Annotated in this window: 16 protein-coding genes and 2 riboswitches; of the genes, 2 read left to right on the top strand and 14 right to left on the bottom strand. The window is 61.5% G+C overall.

The window, feature by feature from the left end; translation table 11 throughout:
* Positions 1 to 85: 85 nt before the first annotated feature.
* From H7B67_RS28365 to H7B67_RS28335, 7 genes are all read right to left on the bottom strand, one after another.
* Positions 86 to 751 (bottom strand): PspA/IM30 family protein, encoded by a 666-nt coding sequence (locus H7B67_RS28365; protein ID WP_185123270.1) that lies wholly within the window; start codon positions 749 to 751, stop codon positions 86 to 88.
* Between the two features lie 205 nt (positions 752 to 956).
* A complete protein-coding gene (locus H7B67_RS28360) occupies positions 957 to 2,015 on the bottom strand; it encodes a hypothetical protein (RefSeq protein ID WP_185123269.1) in 1,059 nt (352 codons plus the stop codon).
* Between the two features lie 165 nt (positions 2,016 to 2,180).
* A riboswitch (cyclic di-AMP (ydaO/yuaA leader) is annotated at positions 2,181 to 2,327 on the bottom strand.
* A 153-nt stretch (positions 2,328 to 2,480) separates the two neighbouring features.
* Positions 2,481 to 3,728 carry a serine hydroxymethyltransferase gene (locus tag H7B67_RS28355; protein ID WP_185123268.1) on the bottom strand — a complete coding sequence of 416 codons (1,248 nt, stop codon included), beginning with the start codon at positions 3,726 to 3,728 and terminating at the stop codon, positions 2,481 to 2,483.
* 99 nt (positions 3,729 to 3,827) lie between these two features.
* The gene (locus tag H7B67_RS28350; RefSeq protein WP_185123267.1) at positions 3,828 to 4,454 is read right to left on the bottom strand and encodes a TIGR01440 family protein; all 627 of its coding nucleotides are present in this window, start codon (positions 4,452 to 4,454) and stop codon (positions 3,828 to 3,830) included.
* 45 nt (positions 4,455 to 4,499) lie between these two features.
* Positions 4,500 to 4,961, bottom strand: a complete 462-nt coding sequence (gene rpiB / locus H7B67_RS28345; RefSeq protein ID WP_185123266.1) for a ribose 5-phosphate isomerase B — start codon at positions 4,959 to 4,961, stop codon at positions 4,500 to 4,502.
* Between the two features lie 105 nt (positions 4,962 to 5,066).
* Positions 5,067 to 5,148: riboswitch (ZMP/ZTP riboswitch) on the bottom strand.
* 57 nt (positions 5,149 to 5,205) lie between these two features.
* Complete coding sequence (locus H7B67_RS28340) at positions 5,206 to 5,787, bottom strand: low molecular weight protein arginine phosphatase (protein ID WP_185123265.1); 582 nt, start codon at positions 5,785 to 5,787, stop codon at positions 5,206 to 5,208.
* A gap of 50 nt (positions 5,788 to 5,837) precedes the next feature.
* A complete protein-coding gene (locus tag H7B67_RS28335) occupies positions 5,838 to 6,398 on the bottom strand; it encodes a manganese efflux pump MntP (RefSeq protein WP_185123264.1) in 561 nt (186 codons plus the stop codon).
* A gap of 85 nt (positions 6,399 to 6,483) precedes the next feature.
* Here H7B67_RS28335 and H7B67_RS28330 point away from each other — a divergent pair, with 85 nt between their 5' ends.
* A complete protein-coding gene (locus H7B67_RS28330) occupies positions 6,484 to 6,651 on the top strand; it encodes a hypothetical protein (protein WP_185123263.1) in 168 nt (55 codons plus the stop codon).
* A 40-nt stretch (positions 6,652 to 6,691) separates the two neighbouring features.
* Here H7B67_RS28330 and H7B67_RS28325 read toward each other — a convergent pair whose 3' ends face one another.
* The 4 genes from H7B67_RS28325 to prfA form a co-directional block, all read right to left on the bottom strand.
* Complete coding sequence (locus H7B67_RS28325) at positions 6,692 to 7,765, bottom strand: L-threonylcarbamoyladenylate synthase (RefSeq protein WP_185123262.1); 1,074 nt, start codon at positions 7,763 to 7,765, stop codon at positions 6,692 to 6,694.
* Positions 7,766 to 7,818: 53 nt separating this feature from the next.
* Positions 7,819 to 8,559 (bottom strand): stage II sporulation protein R, encoded by a 741-nt coding sequence (locus H7B67_RS28320; RefSeq protein ID WP_185123261.1) that lies wholly within the window; start codon positions 8,557 to 8,559, stop codon positions 7,819 to 7,821.
* Positions 8,560 to 8,726: 167 nt separating this feature from the next.
* The gene (gene prmC / locus H7B67_RS28315; RefSeq protein WP_185123260.1) at positions 8,727 to 9,632 is read right to left on the bottom strand and encodes a peptide chain release factor N(5)-glutamine methyltransferase; all 906 of its coding nucleotides are present in this window, start codon (positions 9,630 to 9,632) and stop codon (positions 8,727 to 8,729) included.
* Between the two features lie 81 nt (positions 9,633 to 9,713).
* The gene (prfA, locus tag H7B67_RS28310; RefSeq protein ID WP_185123259.1) at positions 9,714 to 10,787 is read right to left on the bottom strand and encodes a peptide chain release factor 1; all 1,074 of its coding nucleotides are present in this window, start codon (positions 10,785 to 10,787) and stop codon (positions 9,714 to 9,716) included.
* Positions 10,788 to 11,050: 263 nt separating this feature from the next.
* Here prfA and H7B67_RS28305 point away from each other — a divergent pair, with 263 nt between their 5' ends.
* Positions 11,051 to 11,503, top strand: a complete 453-nt coding sequence (locus H7B67_RS28305; protein ID WP_185123258.1) for a MarR family winged helix-turn-helix transcriptional regulator — start codon at positions 11,051 to 11,053, stop codon at positions 11,501 to 11,503.
* 132 nt (positions 11,504 to 11,635) lie between these two features.
* On the opposite strand, the gene H7B67_RS28300 is transcribed toward H7B67_RS28305, so the two are convergent.
* The 3 genes from H7B67_RS28300 to H7B67_RS28290 are packed head-to-tail and all read right to left on the bottom strand — an operon-like array spanning position 11,636 to position 16,504.
* A complete protein-coding gene (locus H7B67_RS28300; protein WP_185123257.1) occupies positions 11,636 to 13,315 on the bottom strand; it encodes an extracellular solute-binding protein in 1,680 nt (559 codons plus the stop codon).
* Positions 13,312 to 14,709: a response regulator gene (locus H7B67_RS28295; RefSeq protein ID WP_185123256.1), complete on the bottom strand. Its 1,398-nt coding sequence runs from the start codon at positions 14,707 to 14,709 to the stop codon at positions 13,312 to 13,314. The genes H7B67_RS28300 and H7B67_RS28295 overlap by 4 nt, the downstream gene beginning before the upstream one ends.
* Positions 14,681 to 16,504 carry a cache domain-containing sensor histidine kinase gene (locus H7B67_RS28290; RefSeq protein WP_185123255.1) on the bottom strand — a complete coding sequence of 608 codons (1,824 nt, stop codon included), beginning with the start codon at positions 16,502 to 16,504 and terminating at the stop codon, positions 14,681 to 14,683. The genes H7B67_RS28295 and H7B67_RS28290 overlap by 29 nt, the downstream gene beginning before the upstream one ends.
* Positions 16,505 to 16,580 lie beyond the last annotated feature (76 nt).

Genomic DNA, 16,580 nt, shown 5'->3' with positions numbered 1-16,580 from the left:
GAAAGGTCTCTCCTCTCGCGTCGGACAGCATCGATAAGAGCAAAAGAAGGAAACCCCCGAAGGGGTTATCCTTCTCGATTAAGTCTTATTCGTACTTCTTCATCAGCGCGGCCAATTCGTCCTCGACCGCTTTATCCTTGCCGAGAGCGGCGAACTCGTCGTCGAGCGATTTGCCCTTGGAGCCGCTCATCTCTTCGGTCGCTTCCGCATGGGCTTCCATCTGAAGCACTTTCTCCTCCATGCGCTTCAGGCCGGACAGCGCGGAATCGGAGCCGAAGCCCGACATCGCCTTGTTGATCTCGGATTGGGCCTTCGCGGCGTTCGCGCGCGCGACCAGCGTCTCGCGCTTGTTCTTCAGCTCGGTGAACTGCTTGCGCATCTCGTCGAGCTTCTCGCGCAGGCGATCGGCCGCCGCCTTGTTCTGGTCCCAGCTCGCTTTGTACTCGGCAGCCTTCTGTTCGGCGCCTTTCTTCTCTTCGAGAGCGCGTCTTGCGAGGTCGATGTTCTTGTTCTGGGCCGCGATGTTCGCTTGCTCGTCGCGCTTCTGAACGAGAGCCGCCTGCTCCTCGTACAGCTGCTTGAACTTCTTCTCGAGAGCGATCTGCGCGGCAACCGCCTTCTCCGCTTCCTCAAGGTCTTCCTGCATATCCCGCAAATATTGATCCGTCATCTTGATCGGATCCTCTGCCTTGTCGATCAGCGCGTTAATATTGGACATCGTTAGGTCGCGAAGCCTCTTGAAGATGGACATCGTTCATTTCCTCCCTATGGGGTTTATTCCCCGTTTCATATACAGCGTAATACGCTGCAGAAGAAGAAGGGTTTCAAGCTATTAAGACTTCGCAACGGGTAAGCCGAATCCCTGCCCGCTCGAACAAAAACTCCCCCGTCGCCCTTGGGGCGCCGAAGGAGTTCCGCGAAGCTCGCATCAAGGCTCCCGCTTATTATCTTAAGTCTTAATCGGGAATTTCATGCGGCTTCTTCAAATAGGTCTTGCTGCTGGGAAAATACCCGGGGCTAAGCTCGATGTCGGCGGCCGGCTTCTTCCGCCTGAAATCCACTTCGTCCTTGCCCTCTTCCGCGCTCGACGCCGCGAGCTCCCACTCCTCCGCCCAGAGCGAATGCTTCTCGGCGTTCACGATAAGGAATCGGCCGCCGACTTCCTCCGGCGAGGAATGCCACTTGAGATAAGCTTTGCCGTCCTCTACCGCAAGAATCTCCATTAACCCGTCCTCGCGAAGCAAGGATAGACGGATTCTTCTTCCGAGCCCCATCGTCCTCGTCTTCACCGCTTCCGTCAACCGGTAGGCCTGCGGCAGCTCGACCGCTTGCGCCTCCTGTCCCGGCACCGGCCTCTCTAGAACGAACTGATAAGGAATAACGCTCGCCTGAGCGAGAAGATTCATCAACTCGGACAATACCTCGGCGTCGTCGTTGACACCGCGAACCATAGGAATCTCCGCGATCAGGTTGGCGCCCGCGGCATGCAGCGACCGGAACGCTTCCATCGCCTCGTCCGTGATTTCCTTCGGGTGCCGGATTTTGACCATCATATAGATGCTCTTCCCCGGCTTGGAATGAAGGCCGATCAGCTCCAGCAGCTTCTCGTTGCCGACGATGCGGGAAGGCTCCGCGACGGGCAGCCTGGAATGAAGCCGGATCATCTGGACATGATCGATCTGCCTGAGCGAGGATATGATCTCTTCCAGCCGGTCATGAGGCAGCCGGAAGCAATCCGCGCCGGACAGATGAACGTGATTGATGAGACTCTGGCTTCGAATGTAGGACATGGCGTCGGACAAATCGGCCTTCTCTACATTTCTAAGAAGAACGGTCGATCGATTGACGTGAAGGTAAGCAACCGGCTCCTTCGCCCGCTCGGGCAGGTCCTCGGCGCGGACGGCTTCGTTCCATTCCTTCAATTCGGCGGTTCGCCGCGAACCGAACAGTCCGGGCTCGAACTCGCCCATGCTTCCTCCAAGCTCGTTATGCGCGAAATCATGTGGACACGTCATCTTGCATCCTCCTCCTTGTCCAAGTGATTTGTTCGCCTCTGCGCCTCCTGATGGGACAAAAAAGACCCCGGGCGGCAGGGCTTGAAAAGCGCTTAGCCAGCATAGGGTCCAAAAAATGCAGAAAAGACCCGTTAATAGGGTCAATGAAGTTGAATTAATGTGGTGAATTGACCCATCTACTGCCTACGAGGTTAGCTGACGGGCTCGGGTAAGATGGTCCCCTATGCTCTTGCCGAAGCAAGCAGCAATTCGCCCCTAAGATTGGTTCCCCCGCTTCCAGGCGAGATACCCGGAATTAAGCGTAATCTTAGTATACCTTTAGCTAAACGGCAGCGTCAATCGCTAATTCGCCTCGCTCTGCCATCATATTCTCTTTACCCGCTTTCGGTGATTCCGACCAAAAAGCTCTCCGCACGGCCGAATGGGCCGCAGGGAGAGCTTTCTCGTACCCGCGTTATGCGGGAATTAGTAAGACAGGCCAGGATACAACGGGAATCGATCGCTCAACGCGCTGACCATGCCGCGGGCTTGCGCCAGAACCGCTTCGTCCTTGGAGTTCTTCAGCGTGAGGGCGATGACCTTGCCGATCGTCTTCATCGCTTCCGCGTCCATGCCGCGGGAAGTGACGGCCGGAGTTCCGATGCGGATGCCGCTCGTGATGAACGGGGAAGTCGGATCGTAAGGGATCGCGTTCTTGTTGACCGTGATGCCGACGGAGTCGAGCACGTGCTCGGCGTCCTTGCCCGTGATGTTCAGGTTGCGCGTATCGATCAGCATCAGGTGGTTGTCCGTGCCTCCGGATACGAGGTTCAGGCCTTCCGCCAGTAGCGTGTCCGCCAGAACTTTGGCGTTGTTAACGACGTTAGCCGCATAGTCCTTGAAGGAAGGCTGAAGGGCTTCGCCGAGGGCCACGGCCTTCGAAGCGATCACGTGCATCAGAGGGCCGCCTTGCGTTCCCGGGAATACCGCCTTGTCGATGGCGGCCGCCCACGGCTGACGGCACAGGATCAGGCCGCCGCGCGGTCCGCGCAGCGTCTTGTGCGTCGTCGTCGTCACGAAGTGCGCGTGCGGCACCGGGCTCGGATGCTGGCCGCCGGCCACGAGGCCCGCGATGTGAGCCATGTCGACCATGAAGAGCGCGCCGACGTCTTGGGCGATCTTGCCCAACGTCTCGAAATCGATCGTGCGGGGATAGGCGCTGGCGCCGGCCACGATCAGGCGGGGACGATGCTTGAAGGCCAGCTTGCGAACCTCGTCGTAGTCGATGCGGAACGTCTGCTCGTTGACGCCGTAAGCGACGAAGTTATAGAGCAGGCCGGAAGCGTTGACCGGGCTGCCGTGCGTCAGGTGTCCGCCGTGCGCCAGGTTCATGCCGAGAACCGTATCGCCCGGCTTCAGAGCGGCGAGGTAGACGGCCAGGTTCGCTTGGGCGCCGGAGTGGGGCTGAACGTTCGCGTGCTCCGCGCCGAACAGCTCCTTCGCGCGATTGCGGGCGATCTCTTCCGGAATGTCGACGTACTCGCAGCCGCCGTAGTAGCGCTTGCCCGGATAGCCTTCCGCGTACTTGTTCGTCAGAACCGTGCCCATCGCCTGCATGACGGCTTCGCTGACGATGTTCTCCGAAGCGATCAGCTCCAGGTTGTTGCGTTGACGACCCAGCTCCAGGTTAAGTGCCTTGACGATCTCGGGATCTTGATTGCGCAATTGTTCCATGGTTAAGTCCTCCTATAAGGTCGTGTATATTGGGAAAATTCCGTTATTCCGCTAACTTGCCTAGCATTCCCTTTCTTATTCGGATCCCTCGGCCGCGCCTCAGTCGCAAGTGCCGTTGTCCGACGCGGGCCCGGATGGCCCGGCAGCCCCCGCGGGCGCCTCCGGTTCCTCCAGGCGGTAAACCGCCCGTTCCCCGCCGATCAGCTTCGGCCGGGAGTACGCCATCGTCAGCCGGGCTTCCCCGATCCAAGGAACGGAAGGGCGAACCGGCACGGCGACCGGGCGCAGGTGCATGCCGATCAGCGTCTCGCCGATGTCGAAGCCGGCGTCCGCCTGGACCGACTCGACCAGGCAGGGGTCGGCCAGCCGGCGATAGGCGTAAGCCGCCATCGAGCCTCCCGCCTTGCGGACCGGCACCGCGGAGACGATCGTCCAGCCCATTCTCTCGGCGAGCTCCCGCTCGGCGACGAGGGCGCGGTTCAGATGCTCGCAGCACTGCCACACCGCGTGGAACCCGATTCTCGTCCGCACGCGCTCGACGCCTTCGTAGATCCGCTCGGCGACGTCCTCCGTTCCCGACGTTCCGATCCGGCGGCCCCGCACCTCGCTGGTGCTGACCCCGAATACGATTTTCCGGCCGGGCTTAAGCGCCCCCGCCTCGACTAGCTCCGTCAAAGCGGTCTCCACTTGATCGGCGAGAGATTTGTCCGTAACGTTGGAATCCATGCCGTATCCCTCCTTCAACGAACCCGAACCGAACGAGGCATCCGCTCAACGCCCCGAAGCGGCCTGCGCCGATTCCAGAGCCTTGACCTTGCCGATGCGGCCGACGTGGCGCTCTCCCTGGGAGAACGGAGTGTCCAGCCAGATCTTGACGATCTCTTCCGCGACGCCGGGGCCGATGACTCTCTCTCCCATCGCCAGAACGTTCGTATCGTTATGCTCGCGGGTCGCCTTCGCGGAGAACAGATCGTGGACGAGCGCGCAGCGGATTCCCGCCATCTTGTTCGCCGCGATCGACATCCCGATCCCGGTGCCGCAGATCAGGATTCCGCGCTCCGCTTCTCCGCGGACGACGGCCTCGCAGACGGGAACCGAATAATCAGGGTAATCGACGGAATCCGCGCAGTTGCAGCCCATGTCGATCACTTCGTGTCCTTGCGCTTCCAAGAAGGGAACGATAACGTCCTTCAGCCTATACCCCGCGTGATCCGCGCCAATCGCTATTTTCATGGATGAACCAAACCTCCTTATTCTTAGGATTTATTATACCTAACCGAGCGAAAAAAAGAGTGAAAAAAGACGAAAAGAGAGCGAACGCACGTCAAGACGCGCGTTGCTCTCTGCCCAGGCGACCGGCCGTCATTCCGATGCTCCACCGTGGTTAAGCCCACCCGTGTCGCCAGTTACACCGGAACTGCAACGATTACCCTCATCATACCGAAGGCTCCGGCAAAAATCAATCCGTTCCCAAAAATCAATCGTTCGTTCGGAGCTTGTCGACGGAACGCTTCAAGGCGTCCATGATCTCCTCCGCGCACCGTTCGTAAACCTCGAGCGGCCCGCCGTAAGGATCCGCGATATCGAAGCTCGGAAGCCTGCGCTGCAGCTCCGCGAGCCGCTCCCGGTCCTCCTGGGGCAGCTCCTTCCCGAGAGCTCTCCGCGTCTGATATTCCGCGAACAGCCGCTCCGCCTCGGCCAGATCGTCCATGACGGGGTCGTCCTTCAGCGCGAACTCCTTCAGCGTGAACGTTTTGACCTCCGCCTCCGGGTATTTCTCTAACACGGCCCGCTTGTGGCCGGCCGTCATCGTCAAGATCAGATCCGCCCACTTCGTCCCTTCTCCGGTAAGCGAAGTGGAGCCGGACGGCTTCTTCACTCCCCGCTTCCGCAGCGTCTCGGCCGCATTCGGGGACACCGGCAGCCCGTCGACGGTCGATACTCCGGCAGACCGCACTTCCACGTCCAGCCCCCGCTCTTCCGTCAAGCTTCGCAGCATCGCTTCGGCCATCGGGCTCCGGCAAGTGTTGCCCGTACAAACGATAAGCACTCGCGTCATTGCCGTCTCCTCCTTCCGGCGACTCGCCGAGGAATGTATCGTGAACCTATTTATATCAGAAAAAGGATTCCGAAAGCAAACAGAATCGCGCCGCCCAGCGCCTCGCCGTAGCCTCCGAGCTGATGGCTGATTTTCCTCCCGAGCATGAGTCCCAGCACGCTCATCAATCCCCCGACGGCCCCGAACATGAGGACCGTGATCAGAATATGCGAGGCGAACATTCCGAGAGACACCCCGACCGAGAAGGAATCGACGCTGACGCTCAGCGCGAAGAACAGCATCCCCCAGAAGGTGCGATGGTTGATCGACCGGACTTCCTCTCCCTTAAGCGAGCTGTAGACCATGTGCCCCCCGAGCAGAAGCAGAAGGGCTCCGGCCGCCGAGGTCGCGACTCCCCCCAGCAAGCTGCCGACGTAGTACCCCATCACCATGCCCGCCAGAGGCATGAGCACATGGAAGGCCGCAATGACCGAGCTGAGCTGCAGAATATCGAGCTTGCGGATCCCTTTAAGGCCGATGCCCACTCCCAGCGAGAATGCGTCCATTCCTAGCGCCAACGCCATTACGGCAATGGTGAGGAGCTGCCCCATCGACGCGGACACGATCTCCATCGTTCAACCTCCTTGTCCGCCGCGCGGTCATGCGAGCGCCATACCGGGCGCCGATACCTGAGCATATGCGGACGAGCACGCGATCATGTCCATTAAGGAGGCCGATGGGAAAATGACCCTTGCTCGGGGATCGGGTACGGCGGACAACGGCGGACGATGCGGGACGAGCGGCAGCGGGGGGAGCTCTAGGCGCGGAGGATGCTTCTCCCACTTCCAGGCCAAGCGCCAAGCGGCCGTTCGCGCCAATCGATAAAGGCGAGCGGCCTCAGCAAAGGCTGCAGGCGAGGCTACGGCTAGGCCCGGAGGACGCGTCCTCCCGCGGCCTTGAGCATTCGGTTCCGGAGGGCGGCGCCGATGCCCGCCTCCGGGAATTCCTCCGCGACGATATAGGAGATGTCGCGGTCGTCGCATTCGCGCAGCGCGGCGTACAGCGCGTGCGCCGCCCGCTCGGGCTCGGCTCGCGGCCCGAGCGGGATCACCGCGGCCGCGCGGTACGAGCCGGCGTTCTCGCCGCAGGCGAGAATGCCGACGCGGTCCCCGCGCGCCCGCGCTTCGTCCGCCGCCGCCTGGACGGCGGCGGGAAGCTTCTCCGGGTCGCCCGAGACGAGCACCATTACGCCCCGCGGGGCGTAATGGGCGTACTTGACGCCGGGCGACCTGGGCGCTTCCTCGGCGGGCGGCTCCTGGCCCCCGCCGGACGACGCCTCGGCTTCGGAGCGCACCTCGGCCTCCTCGCCGACAACCTCCCGCAGCCGCTCGGCCGTAATGCCGCCGGGCCGCAGAATGTGAACGACGCCGCCTAGGACGCGTACGACCGTCGACTCCAGGCCGACCCCGGTCTCCCCTCCGTCGAGCACCCCGTCGATTCGCCCGTCCAGATCCTCCAGCACGTGCCGCGCCGCCGTCGGGCTCGGCCGGCCCGAGCGGTTCGCGCTCGGCGCGGCGATCGGGCAGCCGGACGCCGCGATGAGCTCGCGGGCCAGCTCATGCTCCGGCACCCGCAAGCCTACCGTATCGAGCCCGGCCGTCACCCTTGGCGATACCGCCCCTTCCCGCACGGGAAGCACCAGCGTCAGAGGTCCCGGCCAGAAAGCGTCCATCAGCTTCCTCTCCAAGGTACTTACCCTCTCCGCCAGTTTTATAGCGGATTCCGCATCCGCCAGATGAACGATCAGCGGGTTGTCCGACGGACGTCCCTTCGCCGCGAAGATGCCCTCCACGGCGTAGGCGCTCCGGGCGTCCGCGCCCAGTCCGTAAACCGTCTCGGTCGGAAAAGCGACGATGCCCCCGTTCGCAAGAACGGAGGCGGCTTCCCGAACGCCCGCCTCCGCTTGCTCCGGCGGCCAGTATGTTGTACGTTGCTTCATGAGATAGACCTTCCTAATGCGTTTGATATGGCTCTATTATACCACCGGAAGGTTTAGAAAAGGGAGCTGAGGAAGGAGAACAGCTTCTCCAGAAGAACCGCGAGGAAAAACTTCGCTTTGGGCTTCTCCTCCGCCGTATCCGCCGCAGCCGCCGCCTCTTGCTCGTCCGCGTTCGCAGCGGCGCTCGTCTTTTCGATCTTCTGCGCCTGCGTCGTTTTCGTCTCGGCCTTCTCGTCGGCGTTCGAAGCCGGGGCTTCTTCCTTCGCCGTAGCGGCGGTCAAGCAAAGAGGCGGGAACAGCACGCACCACCAGTTGGCGCCTTGGCCGTCTCCGAGCGTAATGCGGAGGGCTTCGTAATCGGCGGCCGGGTAGACGGTTCCTTCGAACGTTTTCTCCGGAAAGGGGACTTCCGCCAGCTCGATGTCGGCTCCGTAGGGGGCTTTCTCGTCCTGCAGCGCGCTCTCCGCGGCCGAACGAACGTCAGGCAAACGCGCTTCTATATAAGCTCTCGCCTCGGGCAGCGTATCGGGCAACTCGCCCCACGATACGATCAGGTCGGAGACGCGATCGCGCACGGCGCGCTTGATCGCCTGATCCTCCTCGCTGTCCGATTGAGCGATAATGCGAATCCGAATGGAATCCTGCGGAATGAGCACCGCATCGTCGGCGGACGCGGCGGGTTCCCGGCCGGCCGCTTGCGCCAAGTAGACGGTACCGCCAATCAACAGAGCAACCATAGAAATAAGGACCGACTTGGCAAAAGAAAAAAAGGAATAATGGCTATGACCACGCATCGTTTCTCGCTCCTTGGAGCGCCCGTCGGCGCCGCTCGATGCGTTCCGGAACGTCTTAGCCCTAGTATGTCCTCTCTCTTAAACTCTAAACCTGCGAATCTAGCGTTTTTCCTCGCACGCCCCAAAAAAAAGCGCCGCCCGGACCGTTCGGGCGACGCTTAACCGGGTTAATCTCCAACGGCGATAACATGCCGGTCGATGCCCGCGTAATCCTTCACATAGCGGATCTCGCGCCAGTCGGCGACGGCCCTCAGCAGCTTCGCCGCATCGTCGGCCTGGCCGGCTCCCATCTCCCAGGCCACCAACCGCGGCAGCCTCGGCAGCTTCCCGAGCTGCGCGGCCATGCGGCGATAAGGATCGAGTCCGTCCTCTCCTCCGTCCAGAGCGAGATGCGGCTCGTAGTCCCTCACTTCCCGCTGCAGCCCCGGCATGTCCGAGGAGCGGATATAAGGCGGGTTGGAGACGAGGATGTCGACGGCGATGCCCTCCGGACGCTCTGCCGAGCATTGGAAGGGAGCCAGCAGATCTCCTTCGAAGAACGTTATTCTCTCCTCCACGCCGTTCAACGAGGCGTTGCCCCGGGCAACCCCCAGCGCCGCGGGCGACAGGTCGGAGGCGAGGACGCCCCAGTCCTGCCGCTCCGCCGCCAGAGTAACCGCGAGCGCCCCGCTTCCCGTGCCGACGTCCAGCACGATCAGCGGCCCGCCGCCCTCGGCTTCGCTCCAGCCCGCCGCTTGGGCGAGCACCGCTTCGGCCAGAAGCTCCGTCTCCGGACGAGGAATGAGCACGTCCGGGGTCACCCGGAACGGACGCCCGTAGAAGAATTGCTCGCCGATAATGTACTGGGCCGGCTCTCCCGCCGCCTTGCGTTCCAGCGCCCGCTCCCAGAGCTCCCGCTTCCCTTCGGGGAACGGCTCGCGAAGATCGCGAAGCAGCTCGGCCTTGCCTATCCCCAAGACGTGCAGGAGCAGAAGCTCGGAATTGGCATTCGCCTCCTCCACTTCCGCCGAACGCAGCAGGTCCGCTCCCTTCCGCCACTCTTCGCTTATCGTCGGATTCTTTTCCTTTGCCAACGCGTTAGCTCCTTCCTTCCCGAACAACTTAAGAAGCGGCCCGCCTCCGCTGGGAAGGCCGCGCCGCTTCCATTAATTCGATTATGCCATGTTCTCCCGGGCCAGCAGATCGGTCTGCTCCGCGAGGGTGAGCGCATTGACGAGGTCGTTCATGTCCCCGTTCAGCACCGCGTCCAGCTTGTGCATGGTGAGGCCGATCCGATGGTCGGTCACCCGGCTCTGCGGAAAGTTGTACGTCCGAATGCGTTCGGAGCGGTCGCCCGTGCCGATCTTCTCGCGGCGCTCGCCGGCGTACTTCGCTTCTTCTTCCTGAATCTTGATGTCCATGATCCGCGTCCGAAGCACCTGCAGAGCCTTGGCCTTGTTATCGTTCTGCGACTTGCCGTCCTGGCAGGTGGCGATGATTCCGGTCGGAATATGGGTCACCCGCACGGCCGACTTCGTCGTGTTGACGGACTGGCCGCCCGCTCCGCTGGAGCAGAACGTGTCGACGCGAATGTCCTTGTCGAGAATCTCGATATCGACTTCCTCCGCCTCCGGCATGACGACGACGGTCGAGGTCGACGTATGGATGCGTCCGCCGGATTCCGTCTCCGGAACGCGCTGGACGCGGTGAGCGCCGCTCTCGAACTTCATCTTGCTGTAGGCGCCTTGACCGCTGATCGTGAAGATGACTTCCTTGAAGCCGCCCAGGTCGCTGACGCTGGCTTCGAGCAGCTCGGTGCGCCAGCCTTGGCTGTCCGCGTACTTCGCGTACATCCGGTACAGCTCGGCCGCGAACAGGTTCGCTTCTTCCCCGCCCGCCGCTCCGCGAATCTCGACGATTACGTTCTTGCCGTCGTTCGGGTCCTTAGGCAGCATGAGAATGCGGATGCGTTCCTCCAGCTCCGTCTGCCGGGGAACGAGCTCCTCGATCTCCATCTTGACCATATCGCGCATCTCTTCGTCCAGCTTATCCTCCAGAAGAGCGCGGGCGTCGGCCAATTGCTCCAAAACCGATTTATATTCCACATAAGCCTGGTAAGCTTCCTCCAGGTCCGACTGTTCCTTCGCGTAAGAGCGCAACCGCGACGAGTCGTTCACGACGTCAGGGTCGCACAGAAGCTCGCTCAGCTTCTCATAACGGTCCGCCAGCGCTTGAAGACGGTCCAGCACGTTCATTCAACCTCCTATTGGTTAGAGCAAAAGCCGGCCGGAAGCCAGCCTCGCGTTCCTTCGTAGTCTTGGGATCTTAGTCATAATATTATATCACACTCCTTCAAAGTTTGCGGCTGTTTTCAAGGGACTTCGGAAGCTTAGGCGTGCGGCTAACAAAAGGCACGCGACGGTTTCCGCCTCGGCAGCGCTTGCAACGTCCGTTGGCGAAGGGTAAGCTTAATAGAATCGGAATAGGACTGGGACTGGAGGGAACATGGGCGATGGATAAAGATACGTTCGACGTCATCGAGCTGGAGATCGCGGTCTTCATGCGCCGCGCGGAGGCGGTTCGCCTGGCGGGCATGAACGGCAAGGAGCTGGAGAGGGCGGCTTATCTGCTGCTTCGTTATCTGGAGAAAACCGGGCCGATCGGAATCAAGGCGCTATCCGAGGACCTGCAGCTCGACATCTCGACCGCCAGCCGCCAGATCGCTTCGCTCGAAGCCAAAGGCTATGTCGTTCGCGCCGTCGACCCTCAGGATGCCCGAATCAATCTTCTCAGGGTTTCGGATGAAGTGCCGGAGCTGCTCCGGGAGGTCCGCCGGAATCGCAAGCGGTTTTACGCCGAGCTGCTGGAGGAATGGCCGGAGGAAGACAGCCGACGGTTCGGGGAACTGCTGGCCAAGTTCAACTCGACGGCCGAGCTGCGGCAGAAGCGGCGCCGCGACCGTTAGCAACGATCATGAATAACGCCGACGAAGCACGGATTCGTGCAACGTCGGCGTTTCTTAGTTAGGCGGATCGGACGTAAATCTTCGCCGCCTTGACCGAAAGAACGGGGATTCAAGGCTTCAAGGCTGCTCCCGTCACTCGGCGGAAGAGGTCGACGGCTTCGCCCGAAGCGAGGATGCCGCTTCCGCCATGATTTGACTGCCTCCTTCGCTGTACCACTTCCGAACGAAGGAATCGAACGCGTCCACGGGCAATCCGCCCGTGATAATCTTCGCGTACGTCTCCTGCTCCAGCGTCTGCAGCTTCTCCCACTTCAAGGCCATCGTCGGCGTCGGATCGATGTACAGGATCTCCGCCTTCTTCATCGCCGTCTTGCTCACCTCGCCGCCCTGCAAATAAGCTTGCGAGCTGCTCCACGCATCCAGGTTCTTGCGCGGCGATTCGCGCTCGCTGACGGAATCTTCGTACAGCCGCTTCGTCTCGGGATCCAGAGTCTCGGGGTCGATCTTCCCGTCCAAAGCCTGAACGAGCTGGTCGTGCCGGGACACGACCGCGTCGGGACGGTCCAGCAGCAGGTCGAACGGATAATAATTCCTCAACTGCGTGCCTAACCGTTCGGTCACTTCCAGCAAGGGGCCGACGTTCGGATCGCGGTTCCGTTCCAGCCGGGTAAAGGCGTTAAGCAGCTTCAGGACCGCTTCCGGATGAGCGTAGCCCTTGCGGACGACAAGGTACCGGTCGGTCGCGGGAGCGTCGCTCGTCGCGAACTGCCCTTGGCCGTCGAGCGGCGCCGCGTAAACCCGCCATTCCGCCTTCGTATCCGAGGAGATCGACTTCGATAACGGGAAATACGGCGCCCACCACGGCCCGAAAAACAGCCCCGCCTGGTTCCCCGCGACAAGGTCCTGGGAATCCTGCCTCAGCATGAATTGCGGGTCGAGGATCCCTTCCCCGTACCATCGCGCCAGCAAGGCAAGCGCCTGCTTCGCTTCCGGCCGGACGGAGCCGTACACCGGCTGCCCCTCCGAGCCCGCGATCCACCGCTTCGGGAACGCCCCGAACGCGGCAAAAACGCCGTTCAGGCCGTTGTTGCCCATCTTCTCGGGGTACACGAGCGCGCGGTCGACCGGAATGCCGGCCGTGTCCGCCTGGCCGTTGCCGTCCAGGTCCGCGGCGCGGAACGCCCGGACGATGGCCGCGATGTCGTCCAGGTCGCGCGGAGCCGGCAGCCCAAGGCGGTCGAGCCAATCCTGGCGGACCCACACGTAGACCGGGGAATCCGCTTCGATGGCGATGTTGGGGAAGCCGTACAGTTTGCCGTCCACGGAGGCCTCCTGAAGCGCTTTGCCCCCAGTTGCGTCATATAGGGAGGAGACGAGCTGGGAGGCGTACTTCCGGTATACGTCGGTCAAATCCTCCAACCGGCCGTTCTTCTCCAGCTCCAGGAATTGAGCGCGATTGACGACGAAGGCGTCCGGCAGATCTCCGCTGCGGATCGACAAATCGATCTTCGAGGCGTACTGCGCGTCGTTGGGAGCTTCCCAGACGTAGCGGAGGGAGATGCCGGTCTGCTCGGCCAAGTAGCGGGTGACGAAATTATTCTCGCTCGTATCTCCCTCCGGCAGTTGTATATCCGAATACAAATGCGGGATCCGGAGAGTGACCGGCGTATCGTACGGCTCGTAAGCCAGCCGATCGACTCCCGTCGCCTCGGAGACGGATTCGGAGGAGCGGCCGCCCCAGCAGGAGCAGAGCGTCATTATTAAGGCGAGCCACGCCGCTCCCCGCACGAATCCCCTTCTCCCGTCCCTCACGTGGCTCCTCCTCCCCCGGCGCCGAGCGACTTGCGGTACTCGGTCGGCAAGACGCTCATTTTCTCCCGGAATACCCGGCTGAAATACTTCTCGTCGTCGAACCCGACGCGGTTCGCGACCTCCCGCACGGACAGCTCGGTTCGGCCCAGCAGCTCGCGCGCCCGCTCGATCCGCATTTTCCGAAGAACGTCCCCGAACAGCTCGCCGCCGGCGAACTTCTTGAAGCATTGGCTGAAGTAGCTGCGGCTCATGCCGACGCGGCGCGCGATGTCGTCCTGGTTCAGGTCCCGCCCCATATGCTCCTTCATGTAGAGAAAGGCGCGGACGAGGCTGGCGAACACCTCGCGGGAGAGCGACAGCTCCGCTATTCTCTGTTGGACAAGGAGGGCGGCCTTCGACAGCCCGTTTCGCAGCGGCTTCCAATGGCGCCATTCGGCGAACTCCCGCGAGAACTCCGGGTCTTCCGACTCCCAGCCCAGAATGCCGGACCATTCCGCGGCCACCTCCGTTAGGAACCGTCTCAGCCGTTCCGGAGGAATCCGCCACTTCTCGACCCGGTCGATAAACTGCTTCCAATCCTCGGTGAAAATCAGCCATTTGAGCTGCCTCCACGACGCGAACGCCGCCTCCAGCTCGGCTTCGGAAGGCGAGCTTCTTCGCCTCAGCTCCTCCAGCTCCAGCGAATCCGGCGGCTCTGCCTGATCCCAGTAGAATAGATAGGAGGCCAACTGCGACCCGATAAGCGCTTCCGCTTCCGGCAGCGGCAGGCCCGACGCCGAGACCACCCGCACCGGCTGCCACTCGGCGGTCACGTAGGCGGGCAGATCCCGTATCCAATCGCCGGCCGCCCGGGCGGACATCGGCGCGAGCCAGAGTCCCCCTTCGAGAGGCTGAATCGCCTGGGAGGAAGGAAGGCCTTCCGACAGCAGATCCGGCCGAGCCCCCTCCCGAAGCGGGACGAACGCCGCCCCGAACCGGAACGCCTTATCCGGAGGAGCGAATGTTCCGCGCGTCTCCCAGGCGTACCGCTTCACGATTCGGTGCATCGTCTCGTCCACGTTGTTCTTGTTCAGCAGCGTCTTCACGATGTAATCGATCGCGCCGAGGCGCAGCGCCTCCTGCACGTAGTCGAATTCGTGGTAGCAGGTCAGAATGACCGCCTTCGTCCAAGGATACCGCCCCCGCGCCTGCTCGATCAGCTCGAAGCCGGACATGCCGGGCATGCCGATATCGACGAACATCAGATCGACCCGTTCGCTGCCGAGCGCCTCGAGGGCGGACATGCCGTCCTTGGCCTCCCCGGCGATCTCGATGCCGTAGGAAGCCCAGTTCGCCAGCGAGATGAAGCCTTGGCGAACCCGCTTCTCATCGTCGACTACCAGAGCTTTGATCATCCCGATCCACCTCGTTTAGCGTCGTCGGTATTTCCACCGTCAGCCTCGTGCCTTGCCCCGGCGCGCTGGATATTTTAAGCCGGTCTCCGCTGCCGTAGAAGCTGACCAGCAGTCTCTTGACGTATTGCAGGCCGATGCCCATGCCTCCGCGCGGCCGTTCCCCGTCATCGTCGAACAGCCGCCGGATCGCCTCGTCGTCCATTCCCGGGCCGTTGTCCGTCACTTGCAGCCTCAGGCCGTCCGGCCCGACCTTCGTCACGGTCACGACGATCTCCCCGCCTTCCTCGCTCTTGCCGTGGTAGATCGCGTTCTCCACCAGCGGCTGAAGCAGAAAGCGCGGGATGGAAGCTTCCTCCGCCGCGGGCTCCACCTCGATGCGGAAGCGCAGCTCATCCTCGTAACGGTAGCGCTGCAGCTCGAGGTAATGCCCGAGCGCTTCGATCTCCTCTCGGACGGTTACGATCATGCTTTTTTTGCCCATATTGTAGTGCAGAACCCGGACCAGCAGAGTCACGATCGCGTCGATCTCCTCCTGGCCGTTCGCTCGCGCGACCCATTGAACCGTATTCAGGGTATTATGCAGAAAATGCGGGTTGATCTGGCTGAGAAGCTTCTCGGTCTCGAGCTGGTACTTCTTCCGTTCGTTGTCGCCGATCTCCGCGATCAAGCCGTTGACGGTCGTCTTCATGACCTGGAAGTTGTTCAGCAGCTGATCGAACTCCTCGACGTTCATCAGCTGCACGGGCGCCTCCCGTTCGCCGGTCATGCGCACGATCTCCCGGTTCACCTTGCGGATCGAGCCGTATACCTTGCGCCAAATCATCATGGCCAGGACGATCGCGAACCCGAACGCGCCTACGAACAGTCCCCCCATCCGCAGAAGCCAGAGGTTGATCTCTTTGTTGAAAGCGCTTTTACTAACGGCGGTAACAAGCTTCCATCCTTGCGGGCTGTCATACCCGAACAAGTAATAGTCGCGGTACGAGCGCAGACTGTCGTTCGCGTCTTCGCGGGCCATCTCCCACGAAATCGAAGCCGGATCGATGGGAGCCTCCCCTTCGTCGGTAAACAGCGCCTTCCCGTTCGCGTCGATCAGATAGTGGGACACCTTCATGCCGTACAAGGCATCGTTCAGAATTTTCTCGAAGAGGTTGGAATTGGTCTCCAGATAGATATAGACGGGTCTCTCCTGGTCCGTCTGGACGACCCTCAAGGAGGAGAAGACCGTATTGTCGCTGTCCTTATATTGGGTCCGGTGAGGCCCGAAATATGAGGCTCCCTTATATGGAACGAACGGCGGAAGGTCCTCGACTCCGAACGAAGGAGACACCGCCAGATTGGTGAACAGAACGGGATCCTGCGCGTCCGGCATGTAATAAACGGTGAGCCCAAGGTTCGGGTTCGTGAAGTTCACGACGTTGATGCTCTCCTCGATATCTTTCTTGATCACCGCTTTGTCGTACGTCCGGTCCGTCGTCAAATAGCGGTTCATCAGGTCGGCGATGTGGCCGTCCAGCGCGAACTGCTTCGAGACGAAGTCCAGCACGTTCACCACGTTCTCCAATCCCGTCGCTTCCTGCTTCAGGCTGGCGTCGATGCCGCTTCGGATTTTGTTGGTCAGGATCGAATGAAGCGACGAGTACGTATAGACGGAGAACAGGATAGGCGGGAAAAGGCAGGCGATCAGCAGATAGATGACCAGCGTTCGCCTTAACGTTCCGGGCTTGAACGGATGCGGCATTCGGAAAAATCGCAGCGAAGCCAGCGGTCGTCCCCCTCTCTGCCGGATCGGCAAGCCTTGTCGATATCCCTTATTTTAACAAGGATTACGGCCGTTAGGAATACAGAAAGGCATGGGAGGGACGCCGGGC

It is taken from the genome of Cohnella thailandensis, from assembly GCF_014212135.1.
GTDB classification, from domain to species: Bacteria; Bacillota; Bacilli; order Paenibacillales; family Paenibacillaceae; genus Cohnella; species Cohnella thailandensis.
The sequence above is the reverse complement of the archived record's forward strand: the minus strand, read 5'-3'. Positions and strand labels throughout refer to the sequence as shown.